Genomic DNA, 17,317 nt, shown 5'->3' with positions numbered 1-17,317 from the left:
GACTGACCTACGAGACCCGATCCCACTGCAGATCCACCGATCCGCTTCCCGTCTGATACGGCACGGTGAGTGTCGTCGACGTGCACGCGATCGTGCCGGCAGAACTGAGCATCGGGCTCGATTCGATGAGGCTGTTGGTCAGATCCCCGACGTCGAAAGCTTGACCGTCTAGCTGGGCGTCGACAGTCAGCGAGCTGTCTGTCTCGGTGAGCACGAGAGTGCCACCCTCGACCTGCCAGGAGCCGGTGACTCCACCCGTGACCACCGCGCGAGGCTCGATCGTCACGGGACCGGCATTCACACTCAGCACGAATCCGTAGTCAGGCGCGTAGGAGTATCCACCGTCGGCACCGAGTGTCAGGCCGATCGTCCCGAACGGCACGATCTCCAGCTCGGGGATCGACGCGGCGACGGCACTGTAGAACGCCGTCACCTGTATCTCATCCAGCACCCACTGGCCCGGGACGCAGTCGACAAGACCTGCCTCCGCTACATCGCTGCCCCCCGTCGATCCGCCGTCACCGGTTCCCGAACCATCGGTGTCGTCGGAACCGTCGGCGCCGCTGGCCGCCGCGTCGAACGTCGGTGTGGGGCTCGGCTCGCCCAGTCCTCCACTGCAGCCGGTAAGAAGCGGAGCGCCCGCGATGAGAAGGAGTGCCGCGATCGCGGCCGGGCGGGAGACGGAGATCATGTCTACGAGGGTCGATCAGGGATGTCGCGGTCGCAATGGGCAGTTGATGCCCATTGCGACGGTGTGACCCGGGCGGGAGACTCTGTCCGTCCGCCGTCCGGGAATCCGCCCGCAGAATCGAGCACCCATGAATCGCCCTATCCTCATCGGCATCTCCGCAATCGTCGCCGGGATCATTCTGACCGGGTGCGCAGCCACATCCCCGTCGACATCCGCCGAGGACTCGGCCGGCGACGTCGTCGCCGTCGAGCAGGACTCCAGCGCCCAGGAGGAAACCAACGATGCGGATGACGCCTCCGTCGTCGAGACTGTCGCGTACCCCGAAGGCTGGCCCGCCGAGCTTCCCGTCCCTTCCTGCGACCTCGTGAGCGCCCGTACGTACGGATCGGGATTCCCCGCATCCGGGGGGATCGCCGCGCTCGTGTTCAGCTGCGCCGACGGCGAGGCGGAGGGGTCGGCGCTGCTGGACACGATCCGCGGGCAGTACACGGCGACGTCCGATCTCGGTACCAGCGGCTTCTTCGAGAACGACACGTGGCAGCTGCAGGTCGGGTACGACGCCTCCGAGATCCTCTACAACGTGACCGCCCGATAGTCGACGCACCACGGAATCTGAGACGACCTACGTCTGCCCGCCGGCGGTGGCGCGGCCGAGCTCGACCAGCGCCTCCCGCAGCTCATCGCGCGACGAGACGCCGAGCTTTCGGAACACCGAGTTCAGCTGATTGTTGACGGTCGACGGGGAGATGCCCAAGGCCTGCGCGATCTCCCGCGTCCGCTGCCGATCCGCGGCCCTGGCTGCGACGTCCAGCTCACGCCGCGACAGGACCGGGCTCTCACGACGGCGACGCAGCGGCGCGTCGACCTCACTCGCCCACGCGCCGAAGAGCCTGTCGAGCCGGTAGCGGGTCTCGTTGGAGGGTCGCATCGTGCGGGCGAGACTGATGGCATCGAGCGCCGTGGGCGGCATGCCCGCGCTCGCGAGCCGCGCAGCCGGCTCGACGACGGCGGCCGGTCGACGCTCCCGAAGTGCGACGGCCACATCACGCAGGCTCGTGTAAAGCCCGAAGTCCGGTGGCACATCCCGACAGATCTCCTCCAGCATCCCGGCAGCGCGATCGACCACACCCAACCGGACGCACAGTCCGAGCGAGATCGCGGCGACCAGGCGAAAGCCGACGTCCATCGCCTGCCGCGCCGCACGCTCCACGAGAGCGGCCGCTCCCTCCGCGTCACCGTCTTCCGCGAGCAGCCATGCCTCCACCTCGGCGATCACCATGAGGGCCTTCGGCTCGTTTCGCTGATCAGGGCTCAATGCCTCGAGCAATCGCCGCGCCCGCCCCGGATCTCCGAGCTTGGCCGCGGCATCCGCCTGCAGGGCGACAGCCAACGGGAGCACCCCCATCCCGTCACGCCAGCGGAGCTGATCGACGGCGAGCGCGGCCAGTCTGCTGGCCTCCCGCAGGCGCCCGTTGTAGCTACGGTGTTCGGCCAGGGTGCAGGTCCACAGCCCGACGCCCTCTCCCGCGTCGATGCGGCGCGCGGTGGCGAACTCGGCGGCCTTCTCGCCCTCGCCGCGCGAGAGCATCCCGATGTACTCGGCGAAGCCGAGCATCATCGCCGCGCTCGTGTCGAGCCGACCCAGTTGATCACCGAGCCGGCGGAGGATCTGCTCGGCTTCATCCCCGAGCTCGGTCCGGCCCGCCATCGACTCGTGCATGATGGCGGCCATCGCCTCTCGAATGCGGACATCCGGAGGACCGAGGGACGAGCTCCCCTCCGGCAGCGGTGCGCGATAGGCTTCCCCCCGAACCGCCCGCCACAGCCGAAGATCGGCATCAGTGCCAGAGACGGACTCACGCGGCAAGGAACGACGGATGCGTTCGGCCTGTTCGATGGCAGCGCTGACCTCGAAGCACCGGAACGCCAAGTGCTCACCCCGGTGCGCGGCCAGTCGTGCCCACTCCTCCGGGCGGCGTGCACACTCCTCGGCACTCATGAACGAATCGTCGGCCTGGCTCCGGTCTCCCGTGAGAGATGCGGCGTCGGCCAGAACGAGGTGCCCTCGGAAGCGGATCGGCGCGCTCGGATCCCCCACAGCGGTATGCGCGTACTCCGCCGCGTGCACCAGATCGCCGGTCGCGAACGCGTACTCCGCCGCCCACGCCGCTTCGGTCGAGTCGAGCTCGCCGCGCCGCCACTCGATCCGGCACGCAGCCAGACGCGCGGCGTCACCCTCGAGTGAGCGCAGGAGCGCAACGCTGTCTGCGAACACGTCCTCGGCCGTGTCGTCACGCTCGAGTGCCTCAGCGATCAGAGGATGCGCGATCCGCAGATCACCATCGGAGGTGTGGACCACGAGCCCGCTGAGCTCGAGGTGATCGAGCACATCGGGGGTGAGCGTCGTCATCGCCCCGGCAAGCAAGGCCTCACGGCGAATCGGCTGCACGAGGGCGACCAGCTGGAGAGCACGGTGGACCGCGGCGTCGAGGACCTCCAGGCGCTGGGTGACCGCGTCGAGCAGCTCGGGCGGTGTGCGACCGTCCTCGATCACCACGACGCCGTCCGACAGACGGACCGCACCATCGCTAACTGCCGCCTCGACGAGCGCGCGGATGTAGAGCGGATTCCCTTCGGTCCGGGACAGCAGCCTGTCGAGGTCACCATGGCGGACCTGCCCGTCGAACCTTCGCTCGAGCAGTTCGACGGCTTCGTCCCAACTCAGTCCCGGGACGTCGACGCGCTCGACCAGCCCTTCGTCCAGCAGCCGACGTATCCCATCGGGCAGGGGCTCACCGAGACGGGCCGTCAGGATCGCCGGCACACCGAACCCCCGCACGAGCTGATAGACCACAGCCGCAGAGATCGAATCGAGTCGGGGTGCGTCATCGACGAGCAGGATCTGCTGCTCGGGATGCGCGCCGAGTTCAGCCACCAGCGCGGCGACCGCGCGGTGCGGATCGGCCGGCAGCCCCCTCGTAGCGAGCGTCGGAGCCCATGCAGCCAGCGAGACGCCCGACAGCGCGCTCAATCCGATGACGGTGACCGTCTCCGGCGCCGCCGCAGCGTCGGCGAGTTGGCGGGCCAGCACGGTCTTCCCGACCCCAGCCTGGCCGACGATGAACACCCCGGGCGCGGGGGTCCGGTCGAAGCGAGGTGCGAGGTTCTCGACCAATGCGACGCGGTCGACGATCGGCCACTCCGTTCGACGACCGCGCGCGGGCATCGGGTGACTCATTCCTCGCGGGAGCGGACTGCCTCGCGATGCTCGCGGTAGTACTCCAGCAGCGCGCGGGTCGAGGTATCCTGCGCTGCAACGGCGTCCGCATCACCCTCGATCGCCGGAGCGATCTGCAGCGCGAGTTGCTTGCCGAGCTCGACACCCCACTGATCGAACGAGTTGATGCCCCAGATCGTGCCTTGCGTGAACACGATGTGTTCGTAAAGTGCGATGAGTTGACCGAGCACCGAGGGCGTCAGCGCGGGCGCGAAGATCGACGTCGTCGGGCGGTTACCCGGGAACGTACGCGCAGCGACGAGGGCGCCGGTCGAGCCTTCGGCCTCGACCTCCTCGGCGGTCTTGCCGAACGCGAGGGCCTTGGTCTGGGCCAGGAAGTTCGCGAGGAAGAGCCCGTGCACGTCCCGGCCGGCGTCCTGAAGCGGGTACGCCGGGTTCACGAACGCGATGAAGTCCGCCGGGATGAGCCGCGTGCCCTGATGGATGAGCTGGTAGAAGGCGTGCTGCCCGTTCGTGCCGGGCTCACCCCAGAACACCTCGCCGGTATCGGTGACGACCGGTGAGCCGTCCCACCGCACCCGCTTGCCGTTGGACTCCATCGTCAACTGCTGCAGGTACGCCGGGAAGCGATGCAGTTGCTGAGCGTACGGAAGCACCGCGTGGGTCTGCGCACCGAGGAAGTTCGTGTACCAGACGTTGAGCAGGCCCATCAGGACCGGGACGTTGCGCTCCAACGGCGTCGTGGCGACGTGGACGTCGACGGCGTGGAAGCCCGCGAGCAGGTCGCGGAAGGCATCCGGCCCGAGCGCGATCGTGAGCGAGAGTCCGATCGCCGAGTCGACCGAATACCTGCCACCCACCCAGTCCCAGAAGCCGAATGCGTTGTCGGTGTCGATCCCGAAGGCGGCGACCTTGTCGAGCGCGGTCGATACGGCGGCGAAGTGGTGCGCGACGGCATCCGTCTTGGCGGCATCCGACCCGTCGATGGCGCCGGATGCCGACAGCCCCGCCCACAGCCAATCCCGCGCGAGCCGGGCATTGGTGAGGGTCTCGAGTGTCGTGAAGGTCTTGGACGCAACGATGAACAGGGTGGTTTCGGGGTCGAGATCCGCGGTCTTCTGCGCCATGTCGGTCGGGTCGATGTTCGAGACGAACCGCGCCTCGATCCCGGCGGTCGCGTAGGGGCGCAGCGCCTCGTACACCATGACGGGGCCGAGGTCGGAACCGCCGATGCCGATGTTGACGACGTGAGTGACCTTCTTGCCGGTGACACCCACCCACTCCCCCGACCGCACGCGGTTCGCGAAGGCGTCCATCGCGTCGAGCACGCTGTGGACGTCGCTGTCGACATCCTGCCCGTCGACGACGAGTGCGGGACTCTCCCCAGCCGGGCGGCGCAGCGCCGTGTGCAGCACCGCGCGGTCCTCAGAGGTGTTCAGGTGCACGCCGGCAAGCATCTGGGCGAACCGCTCGGCAACGCCGGTCTGCTCGGCCAGCCGCACGAGCGAGGCGAGGATCTCATCGGTGACGAGGTTCTTCGACAGGTCGACGTGCAGGTCGGCGAGAGGGTGGCTCAGGCGTTCGACGCGACCGGGGTCGGTGTCGAACCAGGCGCGCAGATCCGGGGCGAATCCGGATGCGGCATCGGTGAGGGCGGACCAGGCGGGCGTGGTTGTCGGATCGACGGGTGCGTTCACCGTTCACACGCTACCGAACAGAGCCGCCGGAGTCAGGAGCGCCAGCCGTGACAGATAGCTCCTCGCCACGCATCCGTCACCCGATCGCGTCCAGGAATCCGTTCGTGTACGACAGCGATGAGGTGCCACTGGCCACCGAGTTGCAGGTGATCGAGACCCACGGGGTCGGCGGCGAACAGGGCACGTCGCGATCGAGGGACCAGAAGTGGATGCCGGCAAGCCCTTGGGACTGTGCATACGCGGCGACGGTCTGCACATCGGCGAGTGTGAAGATCTCATCGCGCACGTCGTTCATGCCGATCATCGGCGTGAGCTCGATCTTGTCTGTCGGAACTCCAAACGAGTGCTGCAGGTTCGTCGCCGCCTGGATCGCCGAGGCGCCCATGTCACATATCCCGCCGCTGACCACACACACCCCCGGCCCCGCGGCGCCGTAGTCCATCACCATCAGGTTCACGGTGTAATTGCGAAGGTTCGAAGCCTGAATTGCCCGGACTGTTGTCGCGCCCGTCGCGTTCAATCCGCCGTAGCTGCCATCGCTTGCCGCGAGAGTCGCGAGCGTGAACGAGAACCGCAACTGCGGATAGCTGTCCTGAACGCCGGCCGCGGCCGCGACAAGATCGCGGATGTCGGACGCCGACTGCCCGGACTCGATGTCGAAGTCGACACCGATGAGATGATCGGATGCGTACCGCTCGATGAACGAGGTCATCCCAGCGGCCGATGAACAGTGGAACGCCCCCGCCGCTCCGCCCGTGGAGACGACGTAGTCGATGCCAGCCGCTGCCAGAGCGGGAATGTTCGCATCGGCGAAAGCCTGGGCAGCAACGCCGCCCCAGTTCTCGCTTCCGCAGGTTCCGGTCGCGAAAGCCAGCGTGACGGCATCCAGGTCGGTCGCGTCGCTGCCCAGCAGCCCGCTCGCACCGACGAGCGGCTGGGAGGAGCCACCCACAGCCGTTCCCATTGCCGAGGTGTTCCAGTTCATGCCGACTGTGACGTCCTTGTAGGGACTGAAAACGAAGTCGGGTGCGACGCCGGGCGTACCGGTCGGTGTCGGTGTGGGCGACGGAGTAGAGGTCGGTGTCGGGCTCGGCGGGGCGGTCGGTGTTGCGGTCGGCGTCGGCGAGGCGCTCGGGGTGCCGCACGGACCCTGCGCGGTCCAGGGCTGGCCAGTCCCGCTGACGCCGTTGTGGGTCGCCGGATCATCGCCCCGCACGCACCGATCGAGGTCCACGGCTGGCCGGTACCGGTCACGCCGTTGTTCGTGACGGGATCGTCGCCTCTGGTCCACCAGTTAGCCCTGTACTGGGTGCCGTCCTTGCTGGCCGTGTCTCCCCCGACGTACGTCTCTCCCGACGACCACGCCGGAGCACAGGAGGCGGCATCCGATCGCGCTGCAGGCACGATGGACAGCAGCATGCCAGCAAGGAGCCCCAGTAGGGCGAGAACGGCAAGGCCAGGACGGGCGAAGCGAACGATCATGGTGTCCTCTCGGGTGCAGACGCTGATTCGGGGTGGGCGTCGCGAGCCACACGCTAGCGATGACGCACGTGTCGTCACCTCGATGACACGGTGAGAAAGTCCTCATGTTTCGGGGCGGTGCCAGGATGGAGTCATGACCCGCATCGGAACCCGCGACCTCGACGTCTTCCCGCTCTGCCTCGGTGGCAATGTGTTCGGCTGGACCGCCGACCGAGACGAGAGCTTCGCGATTCTCGACGCGTTCACCGAGGGCGGCGGCGACTTCGTAGACACAGCCGATGGATACAGCGCGTGGGCTCCGGGTAACACCGGAGGCGACAGCGAGAGAATCATCGGAGCCTGGCTCGCTGCCCGTCCGTCCGCAGAGCTGACCATCGCAACCAAGGTCAGCCGTCACCCCGACTTCCCGGGCCTGAAGAACATCCGCGGCGCCGCCGAAGCGTCGCTGCAGCGTCTGGGCGTCGAGACCATCGACCTGTACTACGCACACTATGACGACCCCGAGGTTCCACTGGCCGAAGCAGTGTCAGCTTTCGGAAAACTCGTCGACGATGGCCTTGTTCGCACGATCGGCCTGTCGAACTTCACGCCTGATCGCATGCGCGAATGGATGCTGACCGCCGCCGATCTGGGCGTTGCTCAGCCTGTCGCGCTGCAGCCTCACTACAACCTCGTGCACCGCAACGAGGTCGAGGGCGAGATCGCCCCGATCGCTGAGGAGTTCGACCTCGGCATCCTGCCGTACTACGCCCTCGCCAGCGGGTTCTTGACCGGCAAGTACCGGTCACCGGATGCCGACGGTGGTGCCTCGCCGCGGGCCAAGGGTGCAGCGAAATATGCGACAGCGCAGGGACTTCAGGTGCTGCAGGTCGTGGAGCGGATCGCCGCGTCCCACGCGAGCACGATGGCCGCGGTGTCGCTGGCCTGGTTGCGCGAGCAGCCGCACGTTGTCGCTCCGATCGCCAGCGCGTCGCGCGTCGAGCACGTCGCGGATCTGCTGGCGAGCGCGACGCTGGAGCTCACCCACGATGAGCTCGAAGAGCTGAGCGTCGTCTCGGAGTGGACGCCGAGCGACATCTGAGGCGCTCCGGCGCCGCTCTTCGGCTGACCCTGCGTCAAGCGCGAGGGGTCGCAACACGCCGTATCACGCTGTGCGTGTGCGGTGTGTCGCGACCCCTCGTGTCAGACCTGATCCCTGAGCGGGCGCTCCGGCGCTTACTGCGCGGCAGGACGCTGGCCGGCGCCGCGACCACGCGAGCCGCGGCGACGTCGGGCGGGCGCACCGTCGGCCCGCTGCAGGTTGCGCTCCGCTGCGGACCCCTGGTCGGCAGCGTGACGCGGATTGTGGGCATGGGTGGGCTTGGCCGTGTGTCCGGGCTTCGCGGAGCGTCCCGGCTGAGCGCCACGACCCGAGCCGCTGCGCTGTCCGCCGCCGGAGCGCTGTCCACCGCCGCCAGAGCGCTGGACAGCGCCGCCCGACCCACCAGAGCGGGCACGAGGCGTCGACGCGGCGGGGGCGGTCACAGGCAGCATCCGGTGAGCGGCGCGCGGTCCGACCAGTTCGTCGACGGCTGCCGACGATGCCTTCACCGACTCGGCGTCGACCTGGATACCCGCCTTCTTGAGCAGCTGGGCGATCTCGCGACGCTGGGCCTCGAGGCCGACCGTGACGACGGTCCCCTCGGCACCCGCGCGTGCCGTGCGACCCGACCGGTGCAGGTACGCCTTGTGCTCGACGGGAGGATCCACGTGGACGACGAGCTCGACCTGGTCGACGTGCACGCCGCGGGCTGCGACATCCGTCGCTACCAGCACCCGGACGCCGTCGTTCTCGGGAGACGCGGAGAACGCGGCGAGGTTCCGGTCCCGCGCGTTCTGCGAGAGGTTTCCATGCAGGTCGACGGCGGGGATGCCTGCCGCGGTGAGCTGTTTGGCCAGCTTCTTGGCCTGGTGCTTGGTGCGCGTGAACAGGATGCGACGTCCCTGACCCGAGGCGAGCTCGCGGATGAGCGCGGTCTTCTCTTCAGTTCCGGGGATCAAGAACACGCGGTGGGTCATCTCCCCCGCGGGGACGCTCGACTCGTCGACCTCGTGGCTCACCGGCGAGGACAAGAACCGGCGAGCGAGCACATCGATGCCGCCGTCGAGAGTCGCGCTGAACAGGAGGCGCTGACCGTCGGCCGGCGTCGCGGCGAGGATCCGCGTGACGCCCGGGAGGAAGCCGAGGTCGGCCATGTGGTCTGCCTCGTCGAGCACGCTGACTTCGACGCGGTCAAGGCGCACGATCTGCTGCTTCATCAGGTCTTCGAGGCGCCCGGGGCACGCTACGACGATGTCGACGCCAGCGCGCAGCGCCTGCTCCTGCGGGCGCTGGCTGACGCCGCCGAAGATCGTCGTGACCCGCAGGCCCACGGCGTTTGCCAGCGGCTCGATGGTCGCGGCGATCTGTGTTGCGAGCTCCCGCGTGGGGGCCAGCACCAGACCCCGCGGACGCCCGGAGGTTAGCGGGGTCGCGGACGCCGCGATGCGGGCCACCAGCGGCAGCGCGAACGCGATCGTCTTGCCACTGCCGGTGCGGCCGCGGCCGAGCACGTCCCGCCCGGCGAGAGAGTCAGGAAGCGTGTCCCGCTGGATGGCGAAGGCCTCGGTCTTGCCCGAGGAGCTGAGAACGTCGGCGAGCACTGCGGGCACGCCGAGGTCGAGGAAAGTCGTCATGGAGGTGCTTTCGTGATTGTCCGCGCACAGCTGCACGACCCGCGCAAAGCGGCGCAGGGCTGTGGTGAGCGGAGGAGTGGCGACGGCGCGGGTTCGCGCATCGTTTCGCCGTTCGAGAAGAGAGCCGGACCGTCAGGCCGGGATGCGTATCGACGACGCCGGCAGAGATCGAGAACGACATCCGCCGTGAACGACCCTACCAGTGATACCTGGGCGCTGCGGTCGGGCCGCGCCCCCGCACCCCGGGGCCGGAAGGCTCAGACCCTCCGGTACTCCGAGACCATGGGGCAGTCGAACGGGCCGCGGGCTGCCAGTCCCACACGGTTGAGGTAGTCGATGACGATCGCGTACGAACGCCAGAGCGAGGTCTCGGTATAGGGCACGTCGTGGGTCTCGCAATAGTCGCGCACGACCTCGCGAGCTTGTGCCAGGTGCAGGCGCGACATGCTCGGGAACAGGTGGTGTTCGACCTGGTAGTTCAGGCCACCCATGAGCCACGTCGCCCACCATCCGCCGGCGACATTGCGTGAGGTTCGCACCTGCTTGGAGAAGAAGTCGAGCTTCGCGTCGGGCGCGATGATCGGCATCCCCTTGTGGTTCGGTGCGAACGAGGCACCCATGTACACACCGAACACGGCGACCATCACACCGAAGAAGGCGAAGGCCATGCCCAGCGGCAGGAGCAGGAAGATCGGCACCAGCACGACGCCAAAACGCAAGCTCAGGATGCCGAGCTCGGTCCACCGGCCCTTGACCGGCCCCCGTGAGAGCAGGTGACGGAAGCTCAGCGCGTAGAGATTCAGCCCCTCCAGCGTCAGGAGCGGAAAGAACAGCCACCCCTGCTTGCGCGTGACCACGCGCACGAGACCGCGGGATGCTGCGGCGTCAGTCTCGAGGAAGGAGATCGTGTCGACCTCGATGTCGGGGTCCTTGCCGACACGGTTCGGGTTGGCGTGGTGGCGCGAGTGCTTGGAGTCCCACCACGAGTAGCTCATGCCGACGATGCCGCCGAGCACTCGAGCGAGCCGGTCGTTGGCGGGCCCGCTGGAGAGGATCTGGCGGTGCGCTGCCTCGTGGGCGAGGAACGCGACCTGAGTGAACAGGATGCCGAACGCGGCAGCCATCAGAAGCTGAAGCCAGCTGTCGCCCAGAACGATGAATCCGGTGATCGCGCCGCCGAAGCCCGCGGCGATCGCGGCGCCAACTGCCGCATAGAACCACGGCGTGCGCCGGAGCAAGCCGAGTTCACGGACCACCTGCGACACCTGCGTGTAGGCACGGGCCACCGGCGGGAACTCAGCGGTCCCAGAGTAGGTCTGGCGAACCGGCCCGAGTCGGGCCGACTCGTCCACGGGGGGACGGGAAGATACAGAGGATGACGGCACAACGGCACCTGACTTCGCTCGTGCGCCGCACATCGTGCGCGCCGCGGGATGGATGCCAAGGGCAGTTGCCGTTCGCTGTACCCACACTACGGAGAGCGATATGTCGGCATCCGAATACTCGCGTGTTCACACGACATCGTCAGGCTCCCGGCAGTCGGGGACGGTCTCGTCGCCGCGCGGATGTAGGCCAAATCACCGAGGTAGGACGATCCGGCGCCGAAGCCTCCGACCGTCGGAAGATCTCCTACCTCCGAGAGGTCGGTGGCAGGCCTTCGTGAGACGGATGACACGCGGAAACGACGAACGCGCCGACTCCGACATCGGAGCGGCGCGTTCGAGGGGATTGTGTCAGAGTGCGCGGATGTTCGCAGCCTGCAGACCCTTGGGGCCCTGCTCGGTGTCGAACTCGACCTTCTGCGCTTCCTCCAGGCTGCGGTAGCCGCTGCCGGCGATCGCGCTGAAGTGCGCGAACACGTCGGCGGAACCGTCATCGGGAGCGATGAAACCGAATCCCTTCTCGGAGTTGAACCATTTGACGGTGCCGGTGGCCATATCGTCTTTTCCTTCGTAAACCTCCGGATCGCAGTGCGCGACCCGCACGTCGGTGGCCGACGCGGGACTCACACTACGGCACCGGACGCCGACGGCATAAGGATGTTGTGATCTCGTGACGAAGTGTTCCGCGATCAGTTACGGTCGGCCACCGCCCCAGCCGGCCGCATGACGCCGGCGTGGCGGGAGCACAGGGCGGATGCGGCATCCGTGCATTCCTCGCAGTGCACGACGCGCACCCGGCAGTCCCCCTCGGCACAATTGACCATGCGCGAGGTCGCCGCACCGCACGTGACGCATGCCCCGATCGTCGCGGCGTCGGTCCCGAAAGTGATCGACTCACGCCCGTCGAAGACGTAGAGCGCACCCTCCCACAGCCCGGTGTTGCCGAAGCTCTCGCCGTACCGGACAATTCCGCCATCCATCTGGTACACCTCCGAGAACCCGCGCGAGACCATGAGGCTGGAGAGCACCTCACAGCGGATGCCGCCCGTGCAGTACGTGACGACGGGCTTGTTCTTGAGGTGGTCGTATCGGCCCGACTCCAGTTCCGCGACGAAATCGCGCGTCGTGGCGACATCCGGCACGACGGCGTTCTTGAAACGCCCGATCTCGGCTTCGAAGGCGTTGCGGCCGTCGAAGAAGACGACGTCATCGCCGCGCTCCTGGACGAGCTTGTGCACGGCACCAGGCGACAGGTGGGTGCCGCCGCCGACGACACCGGTCGGGTCCACACGCAGTTCGCCGGGGGCGCCGAAACTCACGATCTCATCGCGCACTTTCACCGACAGGCGCGGGAAGTCGACGATCCGCCCGTCGGAGTCGAGGCCGCTTCCCTCTGACCACTTGAAGTCGATGTCACCGAAGCCGGGGTACTCGCGCGTCTTGCGCCAGTAGGTCTTCATCGCGCCGAGCTCGCCGCCGACAGTGGCGTTGATCCCGTCCTTCGAGATCAGGATGCGGCCGCGCAGCCCGAGAAGCTCGCACAGGTCACGCTGCCACAGCCGGACCGCGTTCGGGTCGGTGATCGGCGTGAACCGGTAGTAGAGCAGGATCTTCGACAGTGCCACCGCACAAGGTTAGCTCGGCGACCCGGCCCACCCGGGCACACTGGAGGCATGAGCGCAGACCCCGAACCGAACCGCCCCTCCCCCGCACTGCCGGCTCCGCGCACGGTCGCGATCGCCCTTGTCGTCGACATCGCGTTCGTCGTCATCTTCGCCGCGATCGGGCGGGCGAGTCACGGCGAAGAGGTCGTCGGTCCCGACGGACTCGGCCTGGCACAGACGACCTGGCCCTTCCTTGTCGCTCTTCTGGTCGGATGGCTCACGATGCGGCTCTGGCGCTTCCCTCTCTCAATCCTCAACGCGGGGGTCGCCGTGTGGCTCTACACGGTGATCGGGGGCTTGCTCCTGCGAGCCATCAGCGGCCAGGGTGTGCAGACCGCGTTCGTGATCGTGGCTTCGATCGTCCTCGCGGTCTTCCTCGTCGGGTGGCGCGTGGTTGTCTCGCTGATCCTGCGGCGACGGGCCCCGCGCTCGTAATCGCTGGTTGACTGGGGGCATGGCGGATGTCGCAATGTTCCCGCTCGGGACGGTGCTGTTCCCCCACACCCCGCTCGCGCTGCGCATCTTCGAGCAGCGCTACCTCATGATGCTCGGTCGGGTCCTCGACGACGAGGAACCGTCATTCGGTGTGGTCCTGATCGAACGCGGCAGCGAGGCGGGAGGCGGGGACCAGCGGTTCTCCGTCGGCACCATGGCCCGGATCCTGCAGGTCGACCCGCGGGCCGATGATCTGCACGTGATCGCCGTCGGGGGAACCAGAGTAGCCGTGGACCGTTGGCTCGAGGACGATCCGTACCCGGCGGCATCCGTGACACCCATTCCGGAACTGGAGTGGAGCGATGAGCTGGCGCCGTTGCACGCGCAGGCTGAGCAGATCGTGCGTCGAGTCCTCGCCCGTGCTGCCGAGTTCAGTGACGTGCGCTGGGATCCGAACGTCGAGCTCTCGGAGGACCCTGTCGAATCGGCGTGGCAGCTCGCGGCCATCGCGCCACTGGGACAACTTGACCAATTGCGGCTCCTGGGCGCGACCACGCTCGGAGGCCTGTTGCGCGATGTCATCGATCTGACGCTGGACGCCGAGGTTCTTCTGACAACCGGGCCCGAGATCGACGACCTCGGCGACATCGACCTCAGCGGCACCTGACGTAGCGGCACCTGATCCTCTGCTCCGGAGCTCAGTCGAGCTACCAGCCGGCGGAACCCGGGACGCCCTTGAAGGGACCCCGGATCTCGCTCGTGACCCAGCCGCCGTAGAAGGTTCCCGGCTGGGGTGTGACGAGCTCGCCGTCGACCGTGCACCGGTCCATCGGAGCGGGATATAGCGCGACGCGGCCGGCGAGGTCCTCGAAACCACGGGACGGCTCAGGATAGGTCCACCCGACGCGCGGGGCCACCCGCCCGTTAACCGTGACATCGAAGTACGCAGCCCGTCCTTTGAACTCGCAGAACGATGCGCCCTCGCCCCGGCGCAGCACCCCGGGAACCAAGGCGTCGATCGGAAGGTAGTAGACGGGAGGATGGCTCGTCTCGAGCACGCGGACGACGTCCCGCGTGTCCACGATCACCTCACCTGCGAACTCGACCACGATGCGGCGGTCGACGTGCTCCAGACGCGGCGGCCGCGGGTAGTCCCAGACCGACTCCTGGCCGGGGCCTGTGGGATCAGGGCTCGGTGGTCGCATAGGTGCCAGCGTACGCCGCAGACGCGTCTAACCTTCAGCTACGCGAAATGTCGTATGGCCGGATCTGGATCGTCCTCGTAGCGCCGTAGGCGGAGGGGAGCGTCGCAGCATCCGGGATCGTCGTGGGTCCCGCGCCGCGAGGCTCAGGGACTGCACCGGCGGCTCAACCATCGAATCTTGGCCCCCCGAGGCCGTCGATGGTCCGCCGGTGCAGTGTCCGCGGGGTCGACGTCAGCGCGAGAGCAACGGCTGGCCGAGGATCCCCGCGGCCTCGGGGTGGACGAGGCGCATGACTGTCGCGGCGACGGCGGCGCGGCTGGAGACGCCAAGCGTCGCATGCACGGCTTCAAGATGTTTGCGCACGGTTCCCGTGGAGATCTGCAATGTGGTTGCGATCTGGGGCGTCGCCGCACCGCTCGCGACCAGGAGGGCGATCTCGGCCTGCCGTGCAGTCAAGCCCGCCGATCGCAACGCCTTATGGGCTCGCAACTGCGCGTCATCGATCGTCAGCTTCTGCGGGCTCTCACTCAGTGGCTCCAGTGGAGCAGGCGCCGCGGGCGGTGCCGCGGCCGCTCTCATCGTCGGCCCGTCGGCATCCGTAAAGGGCCAGACGAGGTTACCTTCGGCTCTGCTGACCAGGCGATAGCTGGTCTCAAGCAAGGGCGCGATGGTCGAGAGCATCGCTGCCTCACGGTGCCCGCAGGGGTGGGTGGCGGCACAGTCGATCGAGATCACCATCGAGGTGCCATGGGACGTCGGGAAGATCAACACCGTCTGGCGACGAACACCGTTGGGTTCGTAGAACGAGCGGTAGAGCTCGGTGCGCGCGAAGGCACGCTCAGCTCCATCCACATCCCACGAGGTCGGTCCGACCCGCTCGCCAGAGATGAATCCGCCGAACAGCGGATGCTGCCAGGCGAACTTCTCGAACGCGGGCCCGTACTAGGCGATCCAGCCCGACGGGAACGGCGGCGCTGGCTCGGAGACCACCCGACGCCCGGCGACGTCGATCTCGGTGCACGAGGCCCCTTGGCATGGGAACAGTCGGTAGAGCCCGGCACTCACGCGCGCGGCATAGTCCCGCGTGTCGTGTGAGCCGGCTACCGACTCGAGGACGTCGAGGATCGCCGCGTAATCCTGCGCCTCGAGCTGCATCCGAACATTGTTACAGACAACGTCGGAAATGGCGCCCGACGAAAGTCCCCGCTACAGATGCGGGGGCTACGGGCTACGGGCTACGGGCGCAACAGCACCTTCGTCGCACGACGTTCGTCCATCGCCGCGTACGCTTCAGCGACATCGCTCAGCCGAAGCTCCAGATCGAAGACCTTGCCCGGCGTGATCGACCCCGACCGCACGTCAGGCAGCAGCTCTTCGATGTATCCCCGGACCGGCGCGACACCACCGACGACACCGACGTTGCGGTTGAACATGTCGCGAATAGGCAGCTCCGGGCCGCCAGCCGGCACTCCGACGAACCCGACTCGTCCGCCGGGGCGCGCGGATGCCAAGGCCTGAGCCATTGATTCCTTGGTCCCGACGCACTCGAGGACCCGGTCGGCGCCGATCCCCCGCGTGAGCTGTCGCACGGCAGCAACGCCGTCATCGCCGCGCTCGGCGACGACGTGGGTTGCGCCCAGTTCCCAAGCCAGCGCTTGACGCTGCGGGTTACGAGACATCGCGATGATCTCGGCAGCGCCGAGTCGCTTCGCGGCGATCACACCGCACAGACCCACAGCCCCGTCGCCGACAACGACCACCGTGTCACCGGGCTGCACACCCGCACTCACGGCGGCGTGGTGGCCGGTTCCCATCACGTCAGCCAACGACAACAGGCCCGGAATCTCCTCGTCAGCGACGGGACCGGGCACGACCACGAGTGTCCCGTCTGCCAGCGGCACGCGGACCCGCTCACCCTGACCGCCGTCGGCGAAGCCGCCGAGCCGGTCATCCTGGCCCCACCATCCGCCGTTCAGACAGGACGTACTCACCCCGTTGCGGCAGTTCAGGCAGGTGTTGTCGCACACGTAGAACGGCGCGATCACGAAGTCGCCCGGCCGCACCAGCTCAACCTGATCCCCGACGGAATCGACGACGCCGATGAACTCGTGCCCGATCCGGTGTGGCTCGTCGGTGGGCGCGATTCCGCGGTACGACCACAGGTCTGAGCCGCACACGCACGCCGCGACGACGCGAACTATCGCGTCGCCACCGGTCGACAGCACCGGATCGGGAACGGCCTCCAGTCGGACGTCTCGAGCACCATGAATGACGGTTGCACGCATGGCTCGAGACTATGCCCCGCGAGCAGCTCGCGGGGCATCCGTCACTTCTTCTCGGTGACCTCGACGGTGAAGGTCACGTCCTGAATGCCGCCGTCGCTGTTGGACAGCACGACCTCGGTGGTTCCAACGCTGAGCGCCTTCACGCCGGGATTGAAGGTTGCAGAGCCGTCCGTGTATCCGGCGACGAACTCGGCGACAGCCGGGTCGGCTACTTCGCCGCTGTAGCTTTCGACCGCCAGATCGCCGGTGTTGATATTCAGCACCTGGTCGACGATCAGCTCGACAGTCTCTCCCTGGAGGTCCCCGGCGTCCATCGTCACGGGCGCGATGACGGGCTCGTTGCTTTGCGAGCAACCGCTCAGGGCGATTGACACAGCGAAGACTCCGGCGACAACTGCACTCAATGCTCTGGTTCTCATGACTGTGAGTCTGGCAGTCTCACCTGCGGGCAGTAGTGGGAAACGCCAGAACCGCGCTAGAACTGTTATCAAGCGTCGTGGCGACGACCCGAGCCGTCGGCGCA

General features: G+C 67.6%; 17 protein-coding genes and 1 pseudogene. 4 read left to right on the top strand and 14 right to left on the bottom strand.

Translation table 11 applies throughout. The features are described from left to right. Nucleotides 1-7: 7 nt before the first annotated feature. A complete protein-coding gene (locus MICSW_RS06635) occupies nt 8-691 on the bottom strand; it encodes a hypothetical protein (protein ID WP_464497926.1) in 684 nt (227 codons plus the stop codon). A 127-nt stretch (nt 692-818) separates the two neighbouring features. Between MICSW_RS06635 and MICSW_RS06630 the strand changes: the two genes are divergently transcribed. After that, nucleotides 819-1,286 carry a hypothetical protein gene (locus MICSW_RS06630; protein ID WP_464497923.1) on the top strand — a complete coding sequence of 156 codons (468 nt, stop codon included), beginning with the start codon at nt 819-821 and terminating at the stop codon, nt 1,284-1,286. 27 nt (nt 1,287-1,313) lie between these two features. On the opposite strand, the gene MICSW_RS06625 is transcribed toward MICSW_RS06630, so the two are convergent. The 4 genes and pseudogenes from MICSW_RS06625 to MICSW_RS06610 form a co-directional block, all read right to left on the bottom strand. After that, nucleotides 1,314-3,917 (bottom strand): LuxR C-terminal-related transcriptional regulator, encoded by a 2,604-nt coding sequence (locus MICSW_RS06625; protein ID WP_464497921.1) that lies wholly within the window; start codon nt 3,915-3,917, stop codon nt 1,314-1,316. An 8-nt stretch (nt 3,918-3,925) separates the two neighbouring features. After that, a complete protein-coding gene (gene pgi / locus MICSW_RS06620; RefSeq protein ID WP_464497918.1) occupies nt 3,926-5,626 on the bottom strand; it encodes a glucose-6-phosphate isomerase in 1,701 nt (566 codons plus the stop codon). 76 nt (nt 5,627-5,702) lie between these two features. After that, nucleotides 5,703-6,860, bottom strand: a complete 1,158-nt coding sequence (locus MICSW_RS06615; RefSeq protein ID WP_464498509.1) for a glycoside hydrolase family 18 protein — start codon at nt 6,858-6,860, stop codon at nt 5,703-5,705. Nucleotides 6,861-6,916: 56 nt separating this feature from the next. After that, nucleotides 6,917-7,045 (bottom strand): annotated as a pseudogene (locus tag MICSW_RS06610) (glycoside hydrolase family 19 protein); the annotation flags it as partial. Between the two features lie 196 nt (nt 7,046-7,241). On the opposite strand from MICSW_RS06610, the gene MICSW_RS06605 reads away from it, so the two are divergent. Beyond that, nucleotides 7,242-8,189: an aldo/keto reductase gene (locus tag MICSW_RS06605; RefSeq protein WP_292730447.1), complete on the top strand. Its 948-nt coding sequence runs from the start codon at nt 7,242-7,244 to the stop codon at nt 8,187-8,189. A 134-nt stretch (nt 8,190-8,323) separates the two neighbouring features. Here MICSW_RS06605 and MICSW_RS06600 read toward each other — a convergent pair whose 3' ends face one another. The 4 genes from MICSW_RS06600 to trhO all read right to left on the bottom strand — a co-directional run bounded on the left by MICSW_RS06600 (nt 8,324) and on the right by trhO (nt 12,830). After that, nucleotides 8,324-9,823 (bottom strand): DEAD/DEAH box helicase, encoded by a 1,500-nt coding sequence (locus tag MICSW_RS06600; RefSeq protein ID WP_464497913.1) that lies wholly within the window; start codon nt 9,821-9,823, stop codon nt 8,324-8,326. A 257-nt stretch (nt 9,824-10,080) separates the two neighbouring features. After that, entirely contained in the window at nt 10,081-11,175 is a 1,095-nt protein-coding gene (locus tag MICSW_RS06595) for a fatty acid desaturase family protein (RefSeq protein WP_292730441.1), read from the bottom strand. 381 nt (nt 11,176-11,556) lie between these two features. Then, nucleotides 11,557-11,760, bottom strand: a complete 204-nt coding sequence (locus tag MICSW_RS06590) for a cold-shock protein (protein ID WP_228178646.1) — start codon at nt 11,758-11,760, stop codon at nt 11,557-11,559. A 134-nt stretch (nt 11,761-11,894) separates the two neighbouring features. After that, nucleotides 11,895-12,830 (bottom strand): oxygen-dependent tRNA uridine(34) hydroxylase TrhO, encoded by a 936-nt coding sequence (trhO, locus tag MICSW_RS06585; RefSeq protein ID WP_228178645.1) that lies wholly within the window; start codon nt 12,828-12,830, stop codon nt 11,895-11,897. Nucleotides 12,831-12,878: 48 nt separating this feature from the next. Between trhO and MICSW_RS06580 the strand changes: the two genes are divergently transcribed. Together MICSW_RS06580 and MICSW_RS06575 are read left to right on the top strand one after the other, a co-directional pair. After that, complete coding sequence (locus tag MICSW_RS06580; protein WP_464497908.1) at nt 12,879-13,304, top strand: DUF3054 domain-containing protein; 426 nt, start codon at nt 12,879-12,881, stop codon at nt 13,302-13,304. Between the two features lie 19 nt (nt 13,305-13,323). Continuing rightward, nucleotides 13,324-13,971: an LON peptidase substrate-binding domain-containing protein gene (locus tag MICSW_RS06575; protein WP_228178643.1), complete on the top strand. Its 648-nt coding sequence runs from the start codon at nt 13,324-13,326 to the stop codon at nt 13,969-13,971. Nucleotides 13,972-14,011: 40 nt separating this feature from the next. On the opposite strand, the gene MICSW_RS06570 is transcribed toward MICSW_RS06575, so the two are convergent. The 5 genes from MICSW_RS06570 to MICSW_RS06550 all read right to left on the bottom strand — a co-directional run bounded on the left by MICSW_RS06570 (nt 14,012) and on the right by MICSW_RS06550 (nt 17,213). Further along, a complete protein-coding gene (locus tag MICSW_RS06570) occupies nt 14,012-14,509 on the bottom strand; it encodes a DUF427 domain-containing protein (protein ID WP_292726988.1) in 498 nt (165 codons plus the stop codon). 231 nt (nt 14,510-14,740) lie between these two features. After that, nucleotides 14,741-15,361, bottom strand: a complete 621-nt coding sequence (locus MICSW_RS06565) for a response regulator transcription factor (RefSeq protein WP_464497903.1) — start codon at nt 15,359-15,361, stop codon at nt 14,741-14,743. Between the two features lie 90 nt (nt 15,362-15,451). Further along, nucleotides 15,452-15,664 (bottom strand): hypothetical protein, encoded by a 213-nt coding sequence (locus MICSW_RS06560; RefSeq protein WP_464497899.1) that lies wholly within the window; start codon nt 15,662-15,664, stop codon nt 15,452-15,454. A gap of 80 nt (nt 15,665-15,744) precedes the next feature. Then, nucleotides 15,745-16,794, bottom strand: a complete 1,050-nt coding sequence (locus MICSW_RS06555; protein WP_464497895.1) for a zinc-dependent alcohol dehydrogenase family protein — start codon at nt 16,792-16,794, stop codon at nt 15,745-15,747. Nucleotides 16,795-16,835: 41 nt separating this feature from the next. Further along, nucleotides 16,836-17,213, bottom strand: coding sequence for a hypothetical protein (locus tag MICSW_RS06550; protein WP_228178639.1), 378 nt, complete (start codon nt 17,211-17,213; stop codon nt 16,836-16,838). Nucleotides 17,214-17,317 lie beyond the last annotated feature (104 nt).

The organism is Microbacterium sp. SW12 (genome assembly GCF_055391095.1).
The sequence above is the reverse complement of the archived record's forward strand: the minus strand, read 5'-3'. Positions and strand labels throughout refer to the sequence as shown.